Origin of the sequence: Pseudomonas sp. A014, assembly GCF_052378495.1 — a bacterium.
In the GTDB taxonomy this organism is placed as follows: Bacteria; Pseudomonadota; Gammaproteobacteria; order Pseudomonadales; family Pseudomonadaceae; genus Aquipseudomonas; species Aquipseudomonas machongensis.
Window position 1 is genome coordinate 339,946 of sequence record NZ_CP199001.1, and the last position, 16,181, is coordinate 356,126.

At 64.2% G+C, this 16,181-nt stretch carries 14 protein-coding genes; 8 read left to right on the top strand and 6 right to left on the bottom strand.

The features are described 5' to 3' along the window. The first annotated feature begins 146 nt into the window (after nt 1–146). Nucleotides 147–1,253: a GlxA family transcriptional regulator gene (locus ACTYOL_RS01645; RefSeq protein ID WP_054891716.1), complete on the top strand. Its 1,107-nt coding sequence runs from the start codon at nt 147–149 to the stop codon at nt 1,251–1,253. A 700-nt stretch (nt 1,254–1,953) separates the two neighbouring features. On the opposite strand, the gene ACTYOL_RS01650 is transcribed toward ACTYOL_RS01645, so the two are convergent. The 5 genes from ACTYOL_RS01650 to choX all read right to left on the bottom strand — a co-directional run bounded on the left by ACTYOL_RS01650 (nt 1,954) and on the right by choX (nt 6,108). Continuing rightward, complete coding sequence (locus tag ACTYOL_RS01650) at nt 1,954–2,211, bottom strand: hypothetical protein (protein ID WP_153772445.1); 258 nt, start codon at nt 2,209–2,211, stop codon at nt 1,954–1,956. A gap of 342 nt (nt 2,212–2,553) precedes the next feature. Then, complete coding sequence (locus tag ACTYOL_RS01655; protein ID WP_125930970.1) at nt 2,554–3,030, bottom strand: thioesterase family protein; 477 nt, start codon at nt 3,028–3,030, stop codon at nt 2,554–2,556. A gap of 10 nt (nt 3,031–3,040) precedes the next feature. Continuing rightward, nucleotides 3,041–4,006 (bottom strand): L-carnitine dehydrogenase, encoded by a 966-nt coding sequence (locus ACTYOL_RS01660; protein ID WP_112897137.1) that lies wholly within the window; start codon nt 4,004–4,006, stop codon nt 3,041–3,043. Nucleotides 4,007–4,148: 142 nt separating this feature from the next. Continuing rightward, nucleotides 4,149–5,036 carry a 3-keto-5-aminohexanoate cleavage protein gene (locus ACTYOL_RS01665; protein WP_054891720.1) on the bottom strand — a complete coding sequence of 296 codons (888 nt, stop codon included), beginning with the start codon at nt 5,034–5,036 and terminating at the stop codon, nt 4,149–4,151. Nucleotides 5,037–5,163: 127 nt separating this feature from the next. After that, nucleotides 5,164–6,108 carry a choline ABC transporter substrate-binding protein gene (gene choX, locus ACTYOL_RS01670; RefSeq protein WP_444757452.1) on the bottom strand — a complete coding sequence of 315 codons (945 nt, stop codon included), beginning with the start codon at nt 6,106–6,108 and terminating at the stop codon, nt 5,164–5,166. A 148-nt stretch (nt 6,109–6,256) separates the two neighbouring features. On the opposite strand from choX, the gene ACTYOL_RS01675 reads away from it, so the two are divergent. Then, complete coding sequence (locus tag ACTYOL_RS01675) at nt 6,257–7,201, top strand: GlxA family transcriptional regulator (RefSeq protein WP_153772442.1); 945 nt, start codon at nt 6,257–6,259, stop codon at nt 7,199–7,201. Between the two features lie 54 nt (nt 7,202–7,255). Here the strand turns inward: ACTYOL_RS01675 and ACTYOL_RS01680 are convergent, their stop codons facing one another. After that, nucleotides 7,256–7,657 (bottom strand): lysozyme inhibitor LprI family protein, encoded by a 402-nt coding sequence (locus tag ACTYOL_RS01680; RefSeq protein WP_054891723.1) that lies wholly within the window; start codon nt 7,655–7,657, stop codon nt 7,256–7,258. A 275-nt stretch (nt 7,658–7,932) separates the two neighbouring features. Here ACTYOL_RS01680 and ACTYOL_RS01685 point away from each other — a divergent pair, with 275 nt between their 5' ends. The 6 genes from ACTYOL_RS01685 (at nt 7,933) to etfB (ending at nt 15,886) form a co-directional block, all read left to right on the top strand. Beyond that, nucleotides 7,933–8,910 (top strand): dipeptidase, encoded by a 978-nt coding sequence (locus ACTYOL_RS01685; protein ID WP_009404077.1) that lies wholly within the window; start codon nt 7,933–7,935, stop codon nt 8,908–8,910. A gap of 213 nt (nt 8,911–9,123) precedes the next feature. Further along, on the top strand, nt 9,124–9,654 hold the full coding sequence (locus ACTYOL_RS01690) for a DUF5943 domain-containing protein (protein ID WP_054891724.1): 531 nt from the start codon (nt 9,124–9,126) through the stop codon (nt 9,652–9,654). 15 nt (nt 9,655–9,669) lie between these two features. Then, nucleotides 9,670–11,730: a dimethylglycine demethylation protein DgcA gene (dgcA, locus tag ACTYOL_RS01695; RefSeq protein WP_054891725.1), complete on the top strand. Its 2,061-nt coding sequence runs from the start codon at nt 9,670–9,672 to the stop codon at nt 11,728–11,730. Between the two features lie 187 nt (nt 11,731–11,917). Next, the gene (gene dgcB / locus ACTYOL_RS01700; protein ID WP_444757453.1) at nt 11,918–13,873 is read left to right on the top strand and encodes a dimethylglycine demethylation protein DgcB; all 1,956 of its coding nucleotides are present in this window, start codon (nt 11,918–11,920) and stop codon (nt 13,871–13,873) included. Then, nucleotides 13,873–15,105 (top strand): electron transfer flavoprotein subunit alpha, encoded by a 1,233-nt coding sequence (etfA, locus tag ACTYOL_RS01705; RefSeq protein ID WP_444757454.1) that lies wholly within the window; start codon nt 13,873–13,875, stop codon nt 15,103–15,105. Before dgcB ends, etfA begins: the two co-directional genes overlap by 1 nt. Nucleotides 15,106–15,115: 10 nt before the next feature. After that, nucleotides 15,116–15,886, top strand: coding sequence for an electron transfer flavoprotein subunit beta (etfB, locus tag ACTYOL_RS01710; RefSeq protein WP_054892141.1), 771 nt, complete (start codon nt 15,116–15,118; stop codon nt 15,884–15,886). The last annotated feature ends 295 nt before the right edge of the window (nt 15,887–16,181 follow it).

The window sequence follows — 16,181 nt, forward strand, 5'->3', positions numbered from 1 at the left end:
CGTTTTTGGGTTTTTTTGGATAGCCGTTCAATTTCAGGCACGGCGATTGCGTTGAGATTGGCAAAGCCCCTGCATACGAATCGGGGCCATGACAAGAAACGGTGCCCGCCTGAGGCACACCCTGCATTGTGTGAGGAGAAACCGCGATGACGTCGTACACCTCCGGGAACCCAACCCAGAACCGCACAGCCCCCCAGTCCATCGGCTTTCTCCTGCTGGACAACTTCACCCTGATCTCGCTCGCCTCGGCCGTAGAGCCGCTGCGCATGGCCAACCAGCTGTCGGGGCGCGAGCTGTACCGCTGGCATACGCTGACCGTCGATGGCGGCCAGGTCTGGGCCAGTGATGGCTTGCAGATCACTCCGGACGCCGCGATGCACAGCGCACCGCCGGTGGACACCGTGATCGTCTGCGGTGGCGTCGGTATCCAGCGCACCGTGACCCGCGAACACGTCACCTGGCTGCAGGCCCAGGCGCGCCAGTCGCGCAGGCTTGGCGCGGTGTGCACTGGCAGCTGGGCATTGGCTTGTGCCGGCCTGCTCGACGGCTTCGACTGCAGCGTGCACTGGGAGTGTCTGGCGGCGATGCAGGAGGCCTTCCCACGGGTCAACATGAGCACGCGCCTGTTCACCCTCGACCGCAACCGCTTCACCAGCTCCGGCGGCACTGCGCCGCTGGACATGATGCTGCACCTGATCAGCCGTGATCATGGCCGTGAGCTGTCGGCGGCCATCTCCGAGATGTTCGTCTACGAGCGCATCCGCAACGAGCAGGACCACCAGCGCGTACCGCTCAAGCACATGCTCGGCACCAACCAGCCGAAGCTTCAGGAAATCGTCGCGCTGATGGAGGCCAACCTCGAAGAGCCCATCGACCTGGACGAGCTGGCGGTGTACGTCAACGTGTCGCGGCGTCAGCTCGAGCGCCTGTTCCAGAAGTACCTGCACTGCTCGCCGTCGCGTTACTACCTCAAGCTGCGGCTGATCCGTGCACGGCAGTTGCTCAAGCAGACGCCGATGTCGATCATCGAGGTGGCGTCGGTGTGCGGGTTCGTCTCCACGCCGCACTTCTCCAAGTGCTACCGCGAATACTTCGGCATTCCGCCGCGTGACGAGCGTGTAGGTTCCAATACCGCGCAGCAGGTGGCGATGATGCCGATTCCGCAGGCCATGGCGCTGTCGCCGCACAGCGGGCCGATGGCGGCCCTGAGCCAGGCGCGTAACGAGTCGACCTTTGCCAGTGTGAGGCTCTGAGACGGGGTCGCCTTCTTCGCGGGTAAATCGGAGCGCCGAACCGCCGCTCCCACAGGGATCGCGTGACCCTGTGCGAGCAACTGTCTTGCTCAAAATCTGAAGGCCAGCCCAATCCTTGTGGGAGACGGCGGCGCCTTCTTCGCGGGTGAACCCGCTCCCACAGGGGGCGCGTGACCCTGTGTAGCAACTGTCTTGCTCAAAATCTGAAGGCCAGCCCAATCCTTGTGGGAGACGGCGGCGCCTTCTTCGCGGGTGAACCCGCTCCCACAGGGGGCGCGTGACCCTGTGTAGCAACTGTCTTGCTCAAAATCTGAAGGCCAGCCCAATCCTTGTGGGAGACGGCGGCGCCTTCTTCGCGGGTGAACCCGCTCCCACAGGGGGCGCGTGACCCTGTGTAGCAACTGTCTTGCTCAAAATCTGAAGGCCAGCCCAATCCCTGTGGGAGACGGCGGCGCTTTCTTCGCGGGTAAACCCGCTCCCACAGGGATTGCGTGACCCTGTGCGAGCAACTGTCTTGCTCAAAATCTGAAGGCCAGCCCAATCCCTGTGGGAGACGGCGGCGCTTTCTTCGCGGGTAAACCCGCTCCCACAGGGAGCGCGTGACCCCTGTGGTAGCAACTGTCTTGCTCAAAATCTGAAGGCCAGACCAATCCCTGTGGGAGCGGGTTTACCCGCGAAGCAGGCGACTCGGTCTAAAGGTTCAGCCCCGCTTGTTGAACTGCGCCAACGCCGGCAGCAGCTGCTTGTCGATCGCCTGACGTACCGCCGGCAGGATGGTCGCGCTGCCGGTGTACATCTGCTCCACCATTCCCTTCAACGCCCGGGCATTGGGCTCGGTCAGCCCGCGCACCACCACTTCGCACGCCTGCTCGGCGCTGGCACCGGCCGGAATGTCGAACCCGCGTGCGCGCAGGTGGCCCAGCAGGTCGTCCTGGTCGATCAAATCCGCATGCATCATGGTTGTAGTCCTTGTCTGGTGCCGTGATTTACGACTGATTCTGTGACCAGTACGACAACCTCGCAAGGGCATAACGTCGCGATGGCCGCTTTGGCTAAGAACAGGTCGTTCCCGGCTAAATCAGGCAGAAGGGAAGTGAGCACACTGGAGTCATTCACGGCACCGAGGGTTTGGTCACCCTCACTTCACGCACAGTGGATGTTGCTCGCTCTCGACCCCGGACGCTCACGGCTTCCGGGGCTTTTTTTTGGCTGTCTGTGGGAGCGGGCTCGCCCGCGAAGAAGACAGCGCGCTGTCTTGCCCCGGCCGGGCCGGGGGGCGCGGGCGGCCTCGGGAGAGGCTTCAGGTTCGTGCAGGCAAACCGATCACCCGGCCCACGAACTCGGCAGGTGCCTGGTCACGCTGCTCATCCACCAGCCCTTGCAGCAACGCGGCACTACGCTCGCTGAACGGCGCCGACTTCGGCCCCGCCAGGTCCACGTGCAGCAGCATCTGCTCGCTGGCCGACAGGGCTTCGTCGAAGCCTGCGCGGTGCAGCGTGTGGTACAGGTGCAAGCGCTTCTTGTCGAAGCCGATGATCTGCGTCTGCACCCAGACCTCGGTGCCGAGCTTCACCTCGTGCAGATAGTTGATGTGCGCCTCCAGGGTGAACAGCGAGTTGCCGCTCTGACCGCGGCTGTCGGCGTCCAGACCGATGCGCTCCATCAGCGCATCGGTGGCGTAGCTGAAGATCAGCAGGTAGAAGGCATCGCGCAGGTGCCCGTTGTAATCGACCCAGTCTTGCTGAACCGGGGTGCGGTAGGTGATCAGTGCGGGCATCGCAGTCTCCTCAGTCGCCAAAGGCCATGCCGTGCTTGGCCTTGCTGTTCTTCACCGCGTCCAGCACCGCCAGCAGGGTATCGTCACGATAGCGCTCCAGCGCCGCGATGCTGCGTTCGCCCAGTTGTTCGGAGGTGCCGTCGACCACGTCGTCGATCAGCTTGTCGGTCAGCTCTGGCGCTGGCAGGTAGGTCCAGGGCAGCTTCAGCGCCGGGCCGAACTGCGACATGAAGTGGCGCATGCCCGCATCGCCACCGGCCAGCGTGTAGGTGAGGAAGGTGCCCATGAACGACCAGCGCAGACCCGCACCAAAGCGAATCGCATCGTCGATCTCGCCAGTGCTGGCCACCCCGTCGTTGACCAGGTGCAGAGCCTCGCGCCACAGCGCTTCGAGCAGACGGTCGGCGATGAAGCCCGGGACCTCCTTGCGCACATGCAGCGGGCGCATGCCCAGCGCGGTGTAGATGCTCTTCGCAGCCTCGATGGCTTCAGGCGCGGTGTGCTTGCCGCCGACGATCTCCACCAGCGGCAACAGGTACACCGGGTTGAACGGGTGGCCGACCACGCAGCGCTCGGGGTGGGTGGCCGACTCATAGAACTCGCTGGGCAACAGGCCCGAGGTGCTGGAGCCGATGATCGCATCGGGCTTGGCCGCGGCGCTGATCTTGGCATGCAGGTCGAGCTTGAGATCCAGGCGCTCGGGGGCGCTTTCCTGGATGAAATCGGCGTCGCGTACGCATTCCTCGATGGTGGCGACGAACTTCAGCCGCTCTTGTGCGGCGCCCGGTGCCAGACCTTGTTTTTCCAGGGCCGGCCAGGCGTTGGCGATACGTTTGCGCAGGGCCTGCTCGGCGCCGGGTGCAGGGTCCCAGGCGATCACGTCCAGGCCATGGGCCAGGGCGCGGGCGACCCAGCCGCTGCCGATGACGCCGCTACCGAGGGCGGCGAAGGTTTTGATGTCGGTGATGAAGGACATGTTGGTCTCTCTATGTGCTTGAGGTTGGCGCGGGCCCTGTAGGAGCGGGTTCACCCGCGAACACCGGCGCAGCCGGTGCCATCCACCGCGTCGCCTGCTTCGCGGGCAAGCCCGCTCCCACAGGGATTGCGGCGGGGCTGTTTTATCCGCGACGCTTGAGATTCATTTTTTCGCGCCCTTCGGCCGGGGTCAGCACGCGGCCACCGAGGCGCGAGATGATCTCCACCGCGCGTTCGACCAGTTGACCGTTGCTGGCCAGCACGCCACGGTCGAGGTAGAGGTTGTCTTCCAGGCCCACGCGCACGTTGCCGCCCAGCAACACCGCCTGTGCGGCCATCGGCATCTGCATGCGGCCGATGCCGAAGCCTGCCCAGGTGACGTTGGCCGGCAGGTTGTCGACCATGGCCTTCATGGTGGTGGTATCGGCAGGCGCACCCCATGGGATGCCCAGGCACAGCTGGAACAGCGGATCTTCGAGCAGGCCTTCCTTGATCATCTGCTTGGCGAACCACAGGTGGCCGGTATCGAAGATTTCCAGCTCCGCCTTCACGCCAAGCTCGGTGATGCGCTTGGCACCCGCGCGCAGTTGCGCCGGGGTGGAAACATAGATCGAGTTGCCGTCGCCAAAGTTGAGCGTGCCGCAGTCCAGGGTGCAGATTTCCGGCAGCAGCGCCTCGACGTGGGCCAGGCGCTCCAGCGGGCCGATCAGGTCGGTGCCGGCGCCGAAGTCCATCGGTGCTTCGCCCGGGCCGATCTCCAGGTCGCCGCCCATGCCGGCAGTCAGGTTGACGATCACGTCCACGTCAGACTCGCGGATACGCTCCATCACTTCGCGGTACAGCGCGACGTCGCGGCTGAAGCGACCAGTCTGTGGGTCACGGACGTGGCAGTGGACCACGGTAGCGCCGGCCTTGGCGGCCTCGACGGCGGCTTCGGCGATCTGCTTGGGGGTGACCGGGACCAGGTGGCTCTTGGCAACGGTGTCGCCGGCTCCGGTCAGGGCACAGGTGATGATGACGTCGTGGTTCATGGGGTAAATCCTTCAGGCTTGTCTGTTCTGTGAGTTCGGTGTTGGGCTTTTCGCGGGCAGCCCGCTCCTACATGCTCATGGCATGCGCATAACCTGCAGGAGCGGGATTGCCCGCGAAGAGGCCGGGTCAGTTGGCGGTGAGCTTGAGGTTGTCAGCCGCCGGCTTGCCGTCGAAGGTGGTCACGCCTTCAAGCCAGCGGGCCTTGTCTTGCGGGTGGTCCTTGAGCCACTGGCGTGCCGACTCCAGCGGGTCCTTGTGATCGAGCAGCGGCTGCATCATGCGGCTCTCGTCCTCGGCGCTGAATTTCAGGTTGGCCAGCAGGCGGTTGGCGTTGGGGCAGCGTTCGGCGTAGTCGGGCGCGGTGACGGTCCACACCGTGGCACGGCCTTCGTCCGGCCCCAGGGCGTCCTGGCTGTCGCCCAGGTAGACCATGTCGATGTTCACGTTCATCGGGTGCGGCGCCCAGCCAAAGAACACCACGGCTTCATTGCGGCGCACGGCACGATCGACGGCGGCAAGCATGCCGGCTTCGCTCGACTCGACCAGCTGGAACTTGCCCAGGTCGAACTTGTTGCTGGCGATCATCGCCTTGATCTGGGTGTTGGCGCCCGAGCCTGGCTCGATGCCGTAGATCTTGCCGCCCAGTTCCTTCTCGAACTTGTGGATGTCGGCAAAGCTCTTCAGGCCCTTGTCGGCCAGGTACTTGGGTACTGCGAGCGTGGCGCGGGCGTCTTCCAGGCTGGGCTGGTCGAGGACCTTGACCTGCTTGGCATCGATGAACGGGGTGATGGTCTGGGTCATGATCGGGTTCCAGTACCCGAGGAACATGTCCAGGCGCTTGTCGCGGATGCCCGCGAAGATGATCTGTTGCGAGGCGCTGGTCTGTTTGGTCTGGTAGCCCAGGCCGTCGAGCAGGACCTGGGCCATGGCGCTGGTGGCGATGACGTCGGTCCAGTTGACCACACCGAGGCGCACGTTCTTGCAGGCGGCGGGCTCGGCGGCGAACAGCGGGGTGACCACGGTGGTGCTGAGAGCGAGGGACAACAGGCTGCGGCGGATAAAGCGATGCATGGTGGCTCTCCATCGGCAGTGCGTATTGTTATGGGATCCGGCCTCTGCGGGCCGTGGGAAAAAAGTTACGCCCATGGCACAGTGGGCAATCGCACGCTGGCGACCAAGAGTTGCACTGCAGCGACCACCCACTTCCCAGGAGTAAGCGATGCCGGAAACGATCCAGTTTCTTCTCTTGCCGGGGTTTTCTGCGTTGGGCTTCATCAGTGCGGTGGAGCCCTTGCGGGTGGCCAATCGCTTTCGGGGAGCGCTGTATCGCTGGCAGGTGCTGAGCCTGGACGGCGGCCCGGTGCAGGCCAGCAACGGCATGTCGGTCAATGCCGACCAGGCGCTGTCTGACAGAGAGCGGGGAGGGATGCTGCTGGTTGTCGCCGGCTTCGAGCCGCTGGCCTGCTACGGCCCGGTGCTGCAACAGGCGCTGCGGCGGGTAGAGCATGATGGCGGCACGCTCGGCGGTATCGATACCGGTGCGCTGGTGCTGGCCGAGGCGGGCCTGCTCGACGGCTATCGCGCAACCTTGCACTGGGAGGCGTTGGAGGCGTTCAAGGAGCGTTATCCGCGCCTGCAGGCGACCCAGGAGCTGTTCGAGATCGACCGTCGACGGATCACCTGCGCCGGGGGGACCGCCTCCATCGACCTGATGCTCGACCTGATCGCCCAGGCCCACGGCAGCGAACTGGCGATCCAGGTGTCGGAGCAGTTCGTGGTCAGCCGCATCCGGCCGCGCCAGGATCACCAGCGCATGGAGATCGCCACCCGCTACGGCATTCGCAACAAGAAGCTGGTGAAGGTGATCGGCGAAATGGAGCGCAACACCGAGCAGCCGCTCAACACCCAGATACTGGCCGATGCCGTGCAGGTGACCCGTCGCCAGTTGGAGCGCCTGTTTCGCCTGCACCTGGACGACACGCCCAGTGGTTTCTACCTGCGACTGAGGCTGGACAAGGCTCGGCAACTGCTGCGCCAGACCGATATGAGCGTGCTTGAAGTGGGGGTAGCGTGCGGGTTCGAGTCGGCGTCGTATTTCACCCGCTGTTATCGGGCGCGGTTCGAGCGCTGCCCGCGGGAGGACAGGTTGGCCAGGGCGGTTTGATGGGGTCAGTGCTGGCTCTTTCGCGGGTTTGCCCGCGAAAGGGCCATTAGAGAATCACTGTTGCCCCACCGACTGCAGATACTCCGAGCGCTCGTCGCTACGCTGCGCCACGCAGGTATTCCACGCCGCTTCAAAGGCCTTGCTGCCAGGTTTCTCGGCATAGGTCTCGACCTTGCAGTCGGCATCGCGCAACTGGGTCCAGAGCTTCTCGGCCGCCTCCATGCGTCCGCTGAGCGCAACGGCCTTGTCGTTTTCATCCGCATACTGGTCACGGATGCGCTGGATCAGGTCGTCGTAGGCGGCCTTCAGTTCGCGTTCGGCGGTCTGCTTGTTGTACGCCGCGCACGCATAGGTCTGCTGGTCGGTCTCGACATTGTCGCAGGGCGTGCTTTCTTCTTCGGCGGCCTGGGCGCCCAGCGCCACGAACAGCAGTACCAGCCATGCCTTTGATTTCATCCGTTTTCTCCTGAACAGGCTGACGAATCGTCGAGATTCTCGCTCAGCCTAGAGCCGGGTGGTAGAGGGCAAGGAAAATGTTCATGAACGGTTCTTGTCGAGACTTGCTCTCATTGCCAAGCGGCGTGCCAGAGCATGCCATGTCGCTCATTGACGCTTTCGGCAAACCCCCTGTCGTTTTTGCATCGGGGCGACAAGGGCCGCAGGCATATGCTGGCCCCAAAGCGCCGGCACACGATTCGGCGTCGCCCAACTCGACAAAAGGGGACAGCCTGATGAGCCCAGCCGAATTACACGCCGACAGCATCGTCATCGATGGCCTGATCATCGCCAAGTGGAACCGCGAGCTGTTCGAAGACATGCGTAAAGGCGGGCTGACCGCAGCCAACTGCACCGTGTCGGTCTGGGAAGGTTTCAAGGCCACGGTCGACCAGATCGCCGCCAGCCAGAAGCTGATCCGCGAAAACAGCGACCTGGTGATGCCGGTGCGCACCACTGCCGACATCCGCAAGGCCAAGGAGCTGGGCAAGACCGGCATCCTCTTCGGCTTCCAGAACGCCCATGCGTTCGAAGACCAGATTGCCTACGTCGACGTGTTCAAGCAGCTGGGCGTGGGCATCGTGCAGATGTGCTACAACACCCAGAACCTGGTCGGCACCGGTTGCTACGAGCGTGATGGCGGTCTGTCGGGCTTCGGCCGCGAGATCGTCGCCGAGATGAACCGTGTCGGCATCATGTGCGACCTCTCGCATGTGGGCTCCAAGACTTCCGAGGAAGTCATCCTCGAATCGAAAAAGCCGGTCTGCTACTCCCACTGCCTGCCGTCGGGCCTTAAAGAGCACCCGCGCAACAAGTCCGATGAAGAGCTGAAGTTCATCGCCGACCATGGCGGCTTCGTCGGCGTGACCATGTTTGCGCCGTTCCTGGCCAAGGGCATCGACTCGACCATCGACGACTACGCCGAGGCCATCGAGTACACCATGAACATTGTCGGTGAAGACGCCATCGGTATCGGCACCGACTTCACCCAGGGCCATGGCCAGGACTTCTTCGAGTACCTGACCCACGACAAGGGCTACGCCCGTCGCCTGACCAACTTCGGCAAGATCATCAACCCGCTGGGCATCCGCACTGTGGGCGAATTCCCCAACCTCACCGAAACCCTGCTCAAGCGCGGCCATTCCGAGCGCGTGGTACGCAAGATCATGGGCGAGAACTGGGTGAACGTACTAAAAGACGTCTGGGGCGAGTGAGTACTGCTGGGGCCTACTGCGCGCACCGATCGCTGCGTCAGGCCCTCACGAAAAGCTCGCCGTGCCTCGGCACTGTCTCGCTTTTCGCTTCGGCCCTTCCTTGCGCTCGGCGCGCTCGCTACGGCCCCAACAGCACTCACTGCGGCTGTTTATAAAAGCAAAAGCCAAAGCGGCTTTTGACCGAATCCAAAAATTTTATGGAGTTGAGTTTCCATGGCCAAGATCGCCCCGCAATTGCCAATCGAAGTCGACAGCGAGACCGGTGTCTGGACGTCCGATGCCCTGCCGATGCTGTACGTACCGCGGCATTTCTTCGTCAACAACCACATCGGTATCGAGGAGGTGCTGGGCGCCGACGCCTATGCCGAGATTCTCTACAAGGCCGGCTACAAATCCGCCTGGCACTGGTGCGAAAAAGAGGCCGAGTGCCATGGCCTGGAAGGCGTGGCGGTGTTCGAGCACTACATGAAGCGCCTGAGCCAGCGTGGCTGGGGCCTGTTCGAGATCCAGGACATCGACCTCGACAAAGGCACATGCAGCGTCAAGCTCAAGCACTCGGCGTTCGTCTACGTGTATGGCAAATGCGGCCGCAAGGTCGACTACATGTTCACCGGCTGGTTCGCCGGTGCCATGGACCAGATCCTCGCTGCCCGTGGCAGCTCGATCCGCACTGTGGCGGAGCAGGTCTATGGCGGTTCTGAAGAAGGTCACGAAGATGGCCTGTTCGTTACAAAGCCGTTGTAAGCCGGAGAGAGCGTCATGGCATTCGAAGCAATGTTCCAGCCGATCCAGATCGGCAAGCTGACCATCCGCAACCGGGTGCTCAGCACCGCGCACGCCGAGGTCTACGCCACCGACGGCGGCATGACCACCGAGCGCTACGTGAAGTACTACGAAGAGAAGGCCAAGGGCGGCATCGGCCTGGCCATCTGTGGCGGCTCGTCGGTGGTGGCCATCGACAGTCCGCAGCAATGGTGGGCCTCGGTGAACCTTTCCACCGACCGCATCATTCCGCACTTCCAGAACCTCGCCGACGCCATGCACAAGCATGGCGCCAAGATCATGATCCAGATTACCCACATGGGCCGTCGCTCACGCTGGGACGGTTTCCACTGGCCCACGCTGATGTCGCCGTCCGGCATCCGCGAGCCGGTGCACCGCGCCACCTGCAAGACCATCGAGGTGGAAGAGATCTGGCGGGTGATTGGCAACTACGCCCAGGCCGCGCGCCGGGCGAAGGAAGGCGGACTGGACGGCGTGGAGCTGTCGGCGGTGCACCAGCACATGATCGACCAGTTCTGGAGCCCGCGGGTCAACAAGCGTACCGACGAGTGGGGCGGCAGCTTCGAAGGCCGCATGAAGTTCGGCCTGGAAGTGCTCAAGGCGGTACGCGCCGAGGTCGGTGACGATTTCTGCGTGGGTATGCGTATCTGCGGTGACGAGTTCCACCCCGATGGCCTGAGCCACGAGGACATGAAGCAGATCGCCGCGTACTACGACGCCACCGGCATGATCGACTTCATCGGCGTGGTCGGTTCGGGTTGCGACACCCACAACACCCTGGCCAACGTCATCCCCAACATGAGCTACCCGCCGGAGCCATTCCTGCACCTGGCGGCCGGCATCAAGGAAGTGGTCAAGGTCCCGGTGCTGCACGCGCAGAACATCAAGGACCCGAACCAGGCCACGCGTATTCTCGAAGGCGGCTACGTCGACATGGTCGGCATGACCCGTGCGCACATGGCCGACCCGCACCTGATCGCCAAGATCAAGATGGGCCAGATCGACCAGATCAAGCAGTGCGTCGGTGCCAACTACTGCATCGACCGTCAGTACCAGGGCCTGGACGTGCTGTGCATCCAGAACGCCGCGACGTCCCGTGAATACATGGGCGTGCCGCACATCATCGAGAAGTCCACCGGGCCGAAACGCAAGGTGGTGGTGGTCGGCGCCGGCCCTGCCGGCATGGAGGCCGCACGGGTGGCCGCCGAGCGTGGCCATGACGTCACCGTGTTCGAGAAGAAGGAGCAGATCGGCGGGCAGATCACCATCGCCGCCAAGGCACCGCAGCGCGACCAGATCGCCGGCATCACCCGCTGGTACCAGCTGGAGTTCGCGCGCCTGAAGGTCGACCTGCGCCTGGGCACGGCGGCAGACATCGCGACCATCCAGGACCTGCGCCCGGACATCATCGTGCTGGCAGTGGGCGGTCATCCGTTCATCGAGCAGAACGAGCACTGGGGTGCCGCCGAAGGGCTGGTGGTCAGTAGCTGGGACGTGCTCGACGGCAAGGTTGCGCCGGGCAAGAACGTGCTGGTGTACGACACCATCTGCGAATTCACCGGCATGTCCACCGCCGACTTCATCGCCGACAAGGGCAGCCAGGTCGAGATCGTCACCGACGACATCAAGCCGGGCGTAGCCATGGGCGGCACGACCTTCCCGACCTACTACCGCAGCATCTACCCCAAGGAAGTGATCATGACCGGGGACATGATGCTGGAGAAGGTCTACCGCGAGGGCGACAAGCTGGTGGCGGTGCTGGAGAACGAATACACCGGGGCCAAGGAAGAGCGTGTGGTCGACCAGGTGGTGATCGAGAACGGCGTGCGTCCGGACGAGGAGCTGTATTACGGGCTCAAGGAGGGTTCGCGCAACAAGGGCCAGATCGACATCGATGCCCTGTTCGCGATCCAGCCGCAGCCGATCCTCAGCCAGCCTGGCGAGGGCTACCTGCTGTACCGCATCGGTGACTGCGTGGCCCAGCGCAACGTGCATGCGGCGATCTATGACGCCTTGCGGCTGTGCAAGGATTTCTGATCGCACAGGCATGAACACCGCCGCCGAGGGCGGGATTGGCCCCCTGTGGGAGCGGGTTTACCCGCGAATGCGTCAGTACTGACATCACCGTTGCCTGAACGGACGCATTCGCGGGTGAACCCGCTCCCACAGGGTCCGCGCCGCGCTTGAGAGCGGCGCAAGAATCCAGCTGTTGTGGGAGCCTCCCATGTTGAACACCCTTCTACCCATCCTGCTGTTCGCCGCGCTCGCCCTGGCGGTGCTCGGCGCCCTGCGCCGCGTGCGCATGTGGCGGCGCGGGCGGCCAAGCAAGGTCGACCTGCTCGGTGGCCTGCTGGCCATGCCGCGGCGTTACCTGGTCGATCTGCACCATGTGGTCGAGCGCGACAAGTACATGTCCAAGACCCACGTCGCCACTGCAGGCGGCTTCGTGCTGTCGGCGCTGCTGGCGATCCTGGTGCACGGCTTCGGTCTGCAGAGCAAGATCCTTGGCTACGCACTGCTGGTGGCCACGGTGATCATGTTCAGCGGCGCGATCTTCGTCTTCAAGCGTCGTCTGAATCCGCCCGCGCGCCTGTCCAAGGGCCCGTGGATGCGCCTGCCGAAAAGCCTGCTGGTGTTCGCCGCGAGCTTTTTCATCGCCACCTTGCCGGTCGCGGGCATCCTGCCGGCCAATACCGGCGGCTGGGTGATGGTCGGCATTCTCGGCCTTGGCGTGCTGTGGGGTGTGTCGGAGCTGTTCTTCGGCATGACCTGGGGCGGGCCGATGAAGCACGCCTTCGCCGGTGCCCTGCACCTGGCCTGGCACCGCCGTGCCGAGCGTTTCGGTGGCGGCCGCTCCACTGGTCTCAAGCCGCTCGACCTGGAAGACCCGAACGCACCGTTGGGTGTGGAGAAACCGGTCGATTTCACCTGGAACCAGCTATTGGGCTTCGACGCCTGCGTGCAGTGCGGCAAGTGCGAGGCGATGTGCCCGGCATTCGCCGCCGGCCAGCCGCTGAACCCGAAAAAACTCATCCAGGACATGGTCATCGGCCTGGCCGGTGGCACCGATGCGACCTTTGCCGGTAGCCCGTACCCCGGTAAACCGGTGGGTGAGCACGGCGGTCATCCACACCAGCCGATCGTCAGCGGCCTGGTCGATGCCGAGACGCTGTGGTCGTGCACCACCTGCCGCGCCTGCGTCGAGGAGTGCCCGATGATGATCGAGCACGTCGATGCCATCGTCGACATGCGCCGTCACCTCACGCTGGAAAAGGGCGCGACGCCGAACAAAGGTGCCGAGGTGCTGGACAATCTGATCGCCACCGACAACCCCGGCGGCTTCAACCCCGGTGGGCGGATGAACTGGGCCGCCGACCTGAACCTGAAACTGCTGTCGGACGTGAAGACCACCGAGGTGTTGTTCTGGGTCGGTGACGGCGCCTTCGACATGCGCAACCAGCGCACCCTGCGCGCCTTCGTCAAGGTGCTCAAGGCCTCGGGTGTGGACTTCGCCGTGCTGGGCCTGGAGGAGCGCGACAGCGGAGACGTAGCCCGCCGCCTGGGTGATGAAGCGACCTTCCAGCAACTGGCCAAGCGCAACATCCAGACCCTGGGTCAATACCGCTTCCAGCGCATCGTCACCTGCGATCCGCACAGTTTCCATGTACTGAAGAACGAATACGGCGCCCTGGGCGGCGAGTACCAGGTGCAGCACCACAGTACCTACATCGCCGAATTGATCGCCGCCAACAAGCTCAACCTCGGCCAGCACAAGGGCGGTAGCGTGACCTACCACGACCCGTGCTACCTGGGGCGCTACAACGGCGAGTACCAAGCCCCGCGCGACGTGCTCAAGGCCTTGGGCATCGAGGTGCGCGAGATGCAGCGCTCGGGCTTCCGTTCGCGTTGCTGTGGCGGTGGCGGCGGTGCGCCGATCACCGACATCCCAGGCAAGCAGCGCATTCCCGACATGCGCATGGATGATATCCGCGAGACCGAGGCCGAACTGGTGGCGGTGGGTTGTCCACAGTGCACGGCAATGCTTGAAGGTGTGGTCGAACCGCGGCCACAGATCAAGGACCTGGCCGAGTTGGTCGCCGATGTGCTGATCGAGGACGACGCCCCCGCCGCCGCGAGCAAATCGAACCAGGTAAAACGTGAACCTGCGGAGGTGCACTGATGAGCGACATCATCCGCCGCGATCCTCGCGCCGAGTGGATTGCCCGTAACCGCCTGCATCCGCTGCACGCGGCGATGCAGACGCAACAGACCCGCTGGATGGGCCCCCATGGGCTCATCCGCAAGAATCCTCACGCCATCGCCGCTGGTTTCATCGGCCCCAGTGGCCTCAAGCGTATCGACCGCAGCGGCGCCCAGCAGGGCACGGCGATCGGTGGTCGGCGCACGGCAGCCGCCGAGGTGCAATTGCCCTTGCATCAAGTGGCGGATCCGGCGTTCTACATCTCCGTGGTGCCTGACATGGTCGGTGGCCGCCTCGGCAGCCACGACCGCGACCTGCTCGGCCTTGCCCGCAGCCTTGCCGGCAGTGACGGTGCGGTGCTGGCGGTGGTGTTTGGTGAACACAAGGAAAGCAACTTTTCCACAGCCGGCGTCGACCGCCTGCTGGTCATTGAAGGCGAAGCGTTCGAAGGTTACGTGCCCGAGCAGCTTGTCCAGGGCTTGCGGGCTGTGGATAACCAGTTCGCGCCACGACACTGGCTATTACCCGACAGCCGCACCGGTGGCGGCGAACTGGGTCGGCGTCTGGGCGCCGCCTTGGGCGAGCGCCCGGCCACGCGGGTCTGGCAGATCAAGGACGGCCAGTGCATCGGCCGCGCCGGTGCCGGTCAGCAGGACCTGCAGAGAGGTCTGCCGCGCCTGATCCTGGCCGCCGCCGAATGCGCCGAGCCGGTCAGCGAAACCCGTCACGAAGCGTTGCCGGTGGAGTTGTCCACAGGCGTGGCGCGCAGCCTGTCGCGTATCGAAGACCTGGGGCCAGTCGCGGTGGATCCTGCCTCGATCGCCATGGCCGAGTCGGAATTCATCGTCTCCGGTGGTAACGGCGTGAAGGACTGGGAGCTTTTCCACAGGGCGACCGTGGCGCTTGGCGCTACCGAAGGCGCTTCGCGGGTGGCGGTGGACGACGGCTTCATGCCGCGCAACCGCCAGGTCGGGGCCACCGGCACCTGGGTCACGGCGCGGGTCTACGTGGCTGTGGGTATCTCCGGGGCGATCCAGCACCTGCAGGGGATCGGTGCCTGCGACAAGGTGGTGGCGATCAACATGGACCCCGGCTGCGACATGATCAAACGGGCCGACCTGTCGGTGATTGGCGACAGCGCGGCGATTCTCCAGGCGCTGATCGAGGCTGTGGACAACTACCGCAGCGGCGCTCAGCGCGACGCGGCATAAGGGCACGAGCATGAGTACGAAAGTCATCAGCCTGGTTTCCATCGGTGCCCACCCCAGCTCTGGCCGCGCCCGCCGCGCCGAGCAGGATGCACGCGCTGTCGAATTGGGCTTGCAACTGGCTGGGGATAACTTGCAGGTGGTGCATGCCGGCGACCCGCGCGAAGAGGCCCTGCGCGCCTATCTGGGTATGGGCCTGGAGCATCTGGATGTCCTCGAGCAGCCTGCGGGGGCCGATGTGCTGGGGGTACTGGGGGATTACCTGCGCGATGCCGGTGCCCAGTTGGTGCTCACCGGCAGCCAGGCCGAGACGGGTGAAGGCTCGGGCATGTTGCCATTTCTGCTGGCCGAGCGGCTGGGCTGGCCGTTGGTGGTGGGCCTGGCCGAGGTGGAGTCGATCGAGAATGGCACCGCCCAGGTCCTGCAAGCCTTGCCGCGCGGTCAACGACGCCGGTTGAAGGTGCGCCTGCCGTTGCTGGCGACTGTGGATAACGCGGCGCCCAAGCCGCGCCAGAGCGCCTTTGGCCCTGCACGGCGGGGTGTGCTGGCAGCGCGTAACGTGGCGGTGGTGGAGGATCAGTTGCTCGAAGGCGACGCCTTGCAGCCTGCCCGCCCGCGGCCCAAGCGGCTCAAGGTGATCAAGGCCAAGAGCGGTGCCGACCGGATGAAGGCGGCCACGGCCAAGGCCAGCGGTGGCGGCGGCAAGGTGCTCAAGGATGTTTCTCCACAGGAGGGCGCCGAGGCGATCCTCAAGTTGTTGGTGGAGGAAGGCGTGTTGCGCTGACTGGTTGGGGCTTGTAGGAGCGGGCTTGCCCGCGAAAAGAACACCGCACTGCCTGGCACGGGCTACGCCCGTTCGCGGGACAAGTCGCAGCGGCGAACCGCCGCTCCCACAGGGATTGGGCTGGTCTTTAGACTTTGAACAAGACATTGCCCCTAGAGGTACCGCACCCGCCGAACGCCCGGTCTTCACCAAGACGAGAGTTGCCCACCAAATCTGTTCGCGACCCTGTGAATAAAGTGTTCGCGCTTCTCTACAGCCCTTTGATATCAATGCCTGTAGATGGTTGATCAAAAAA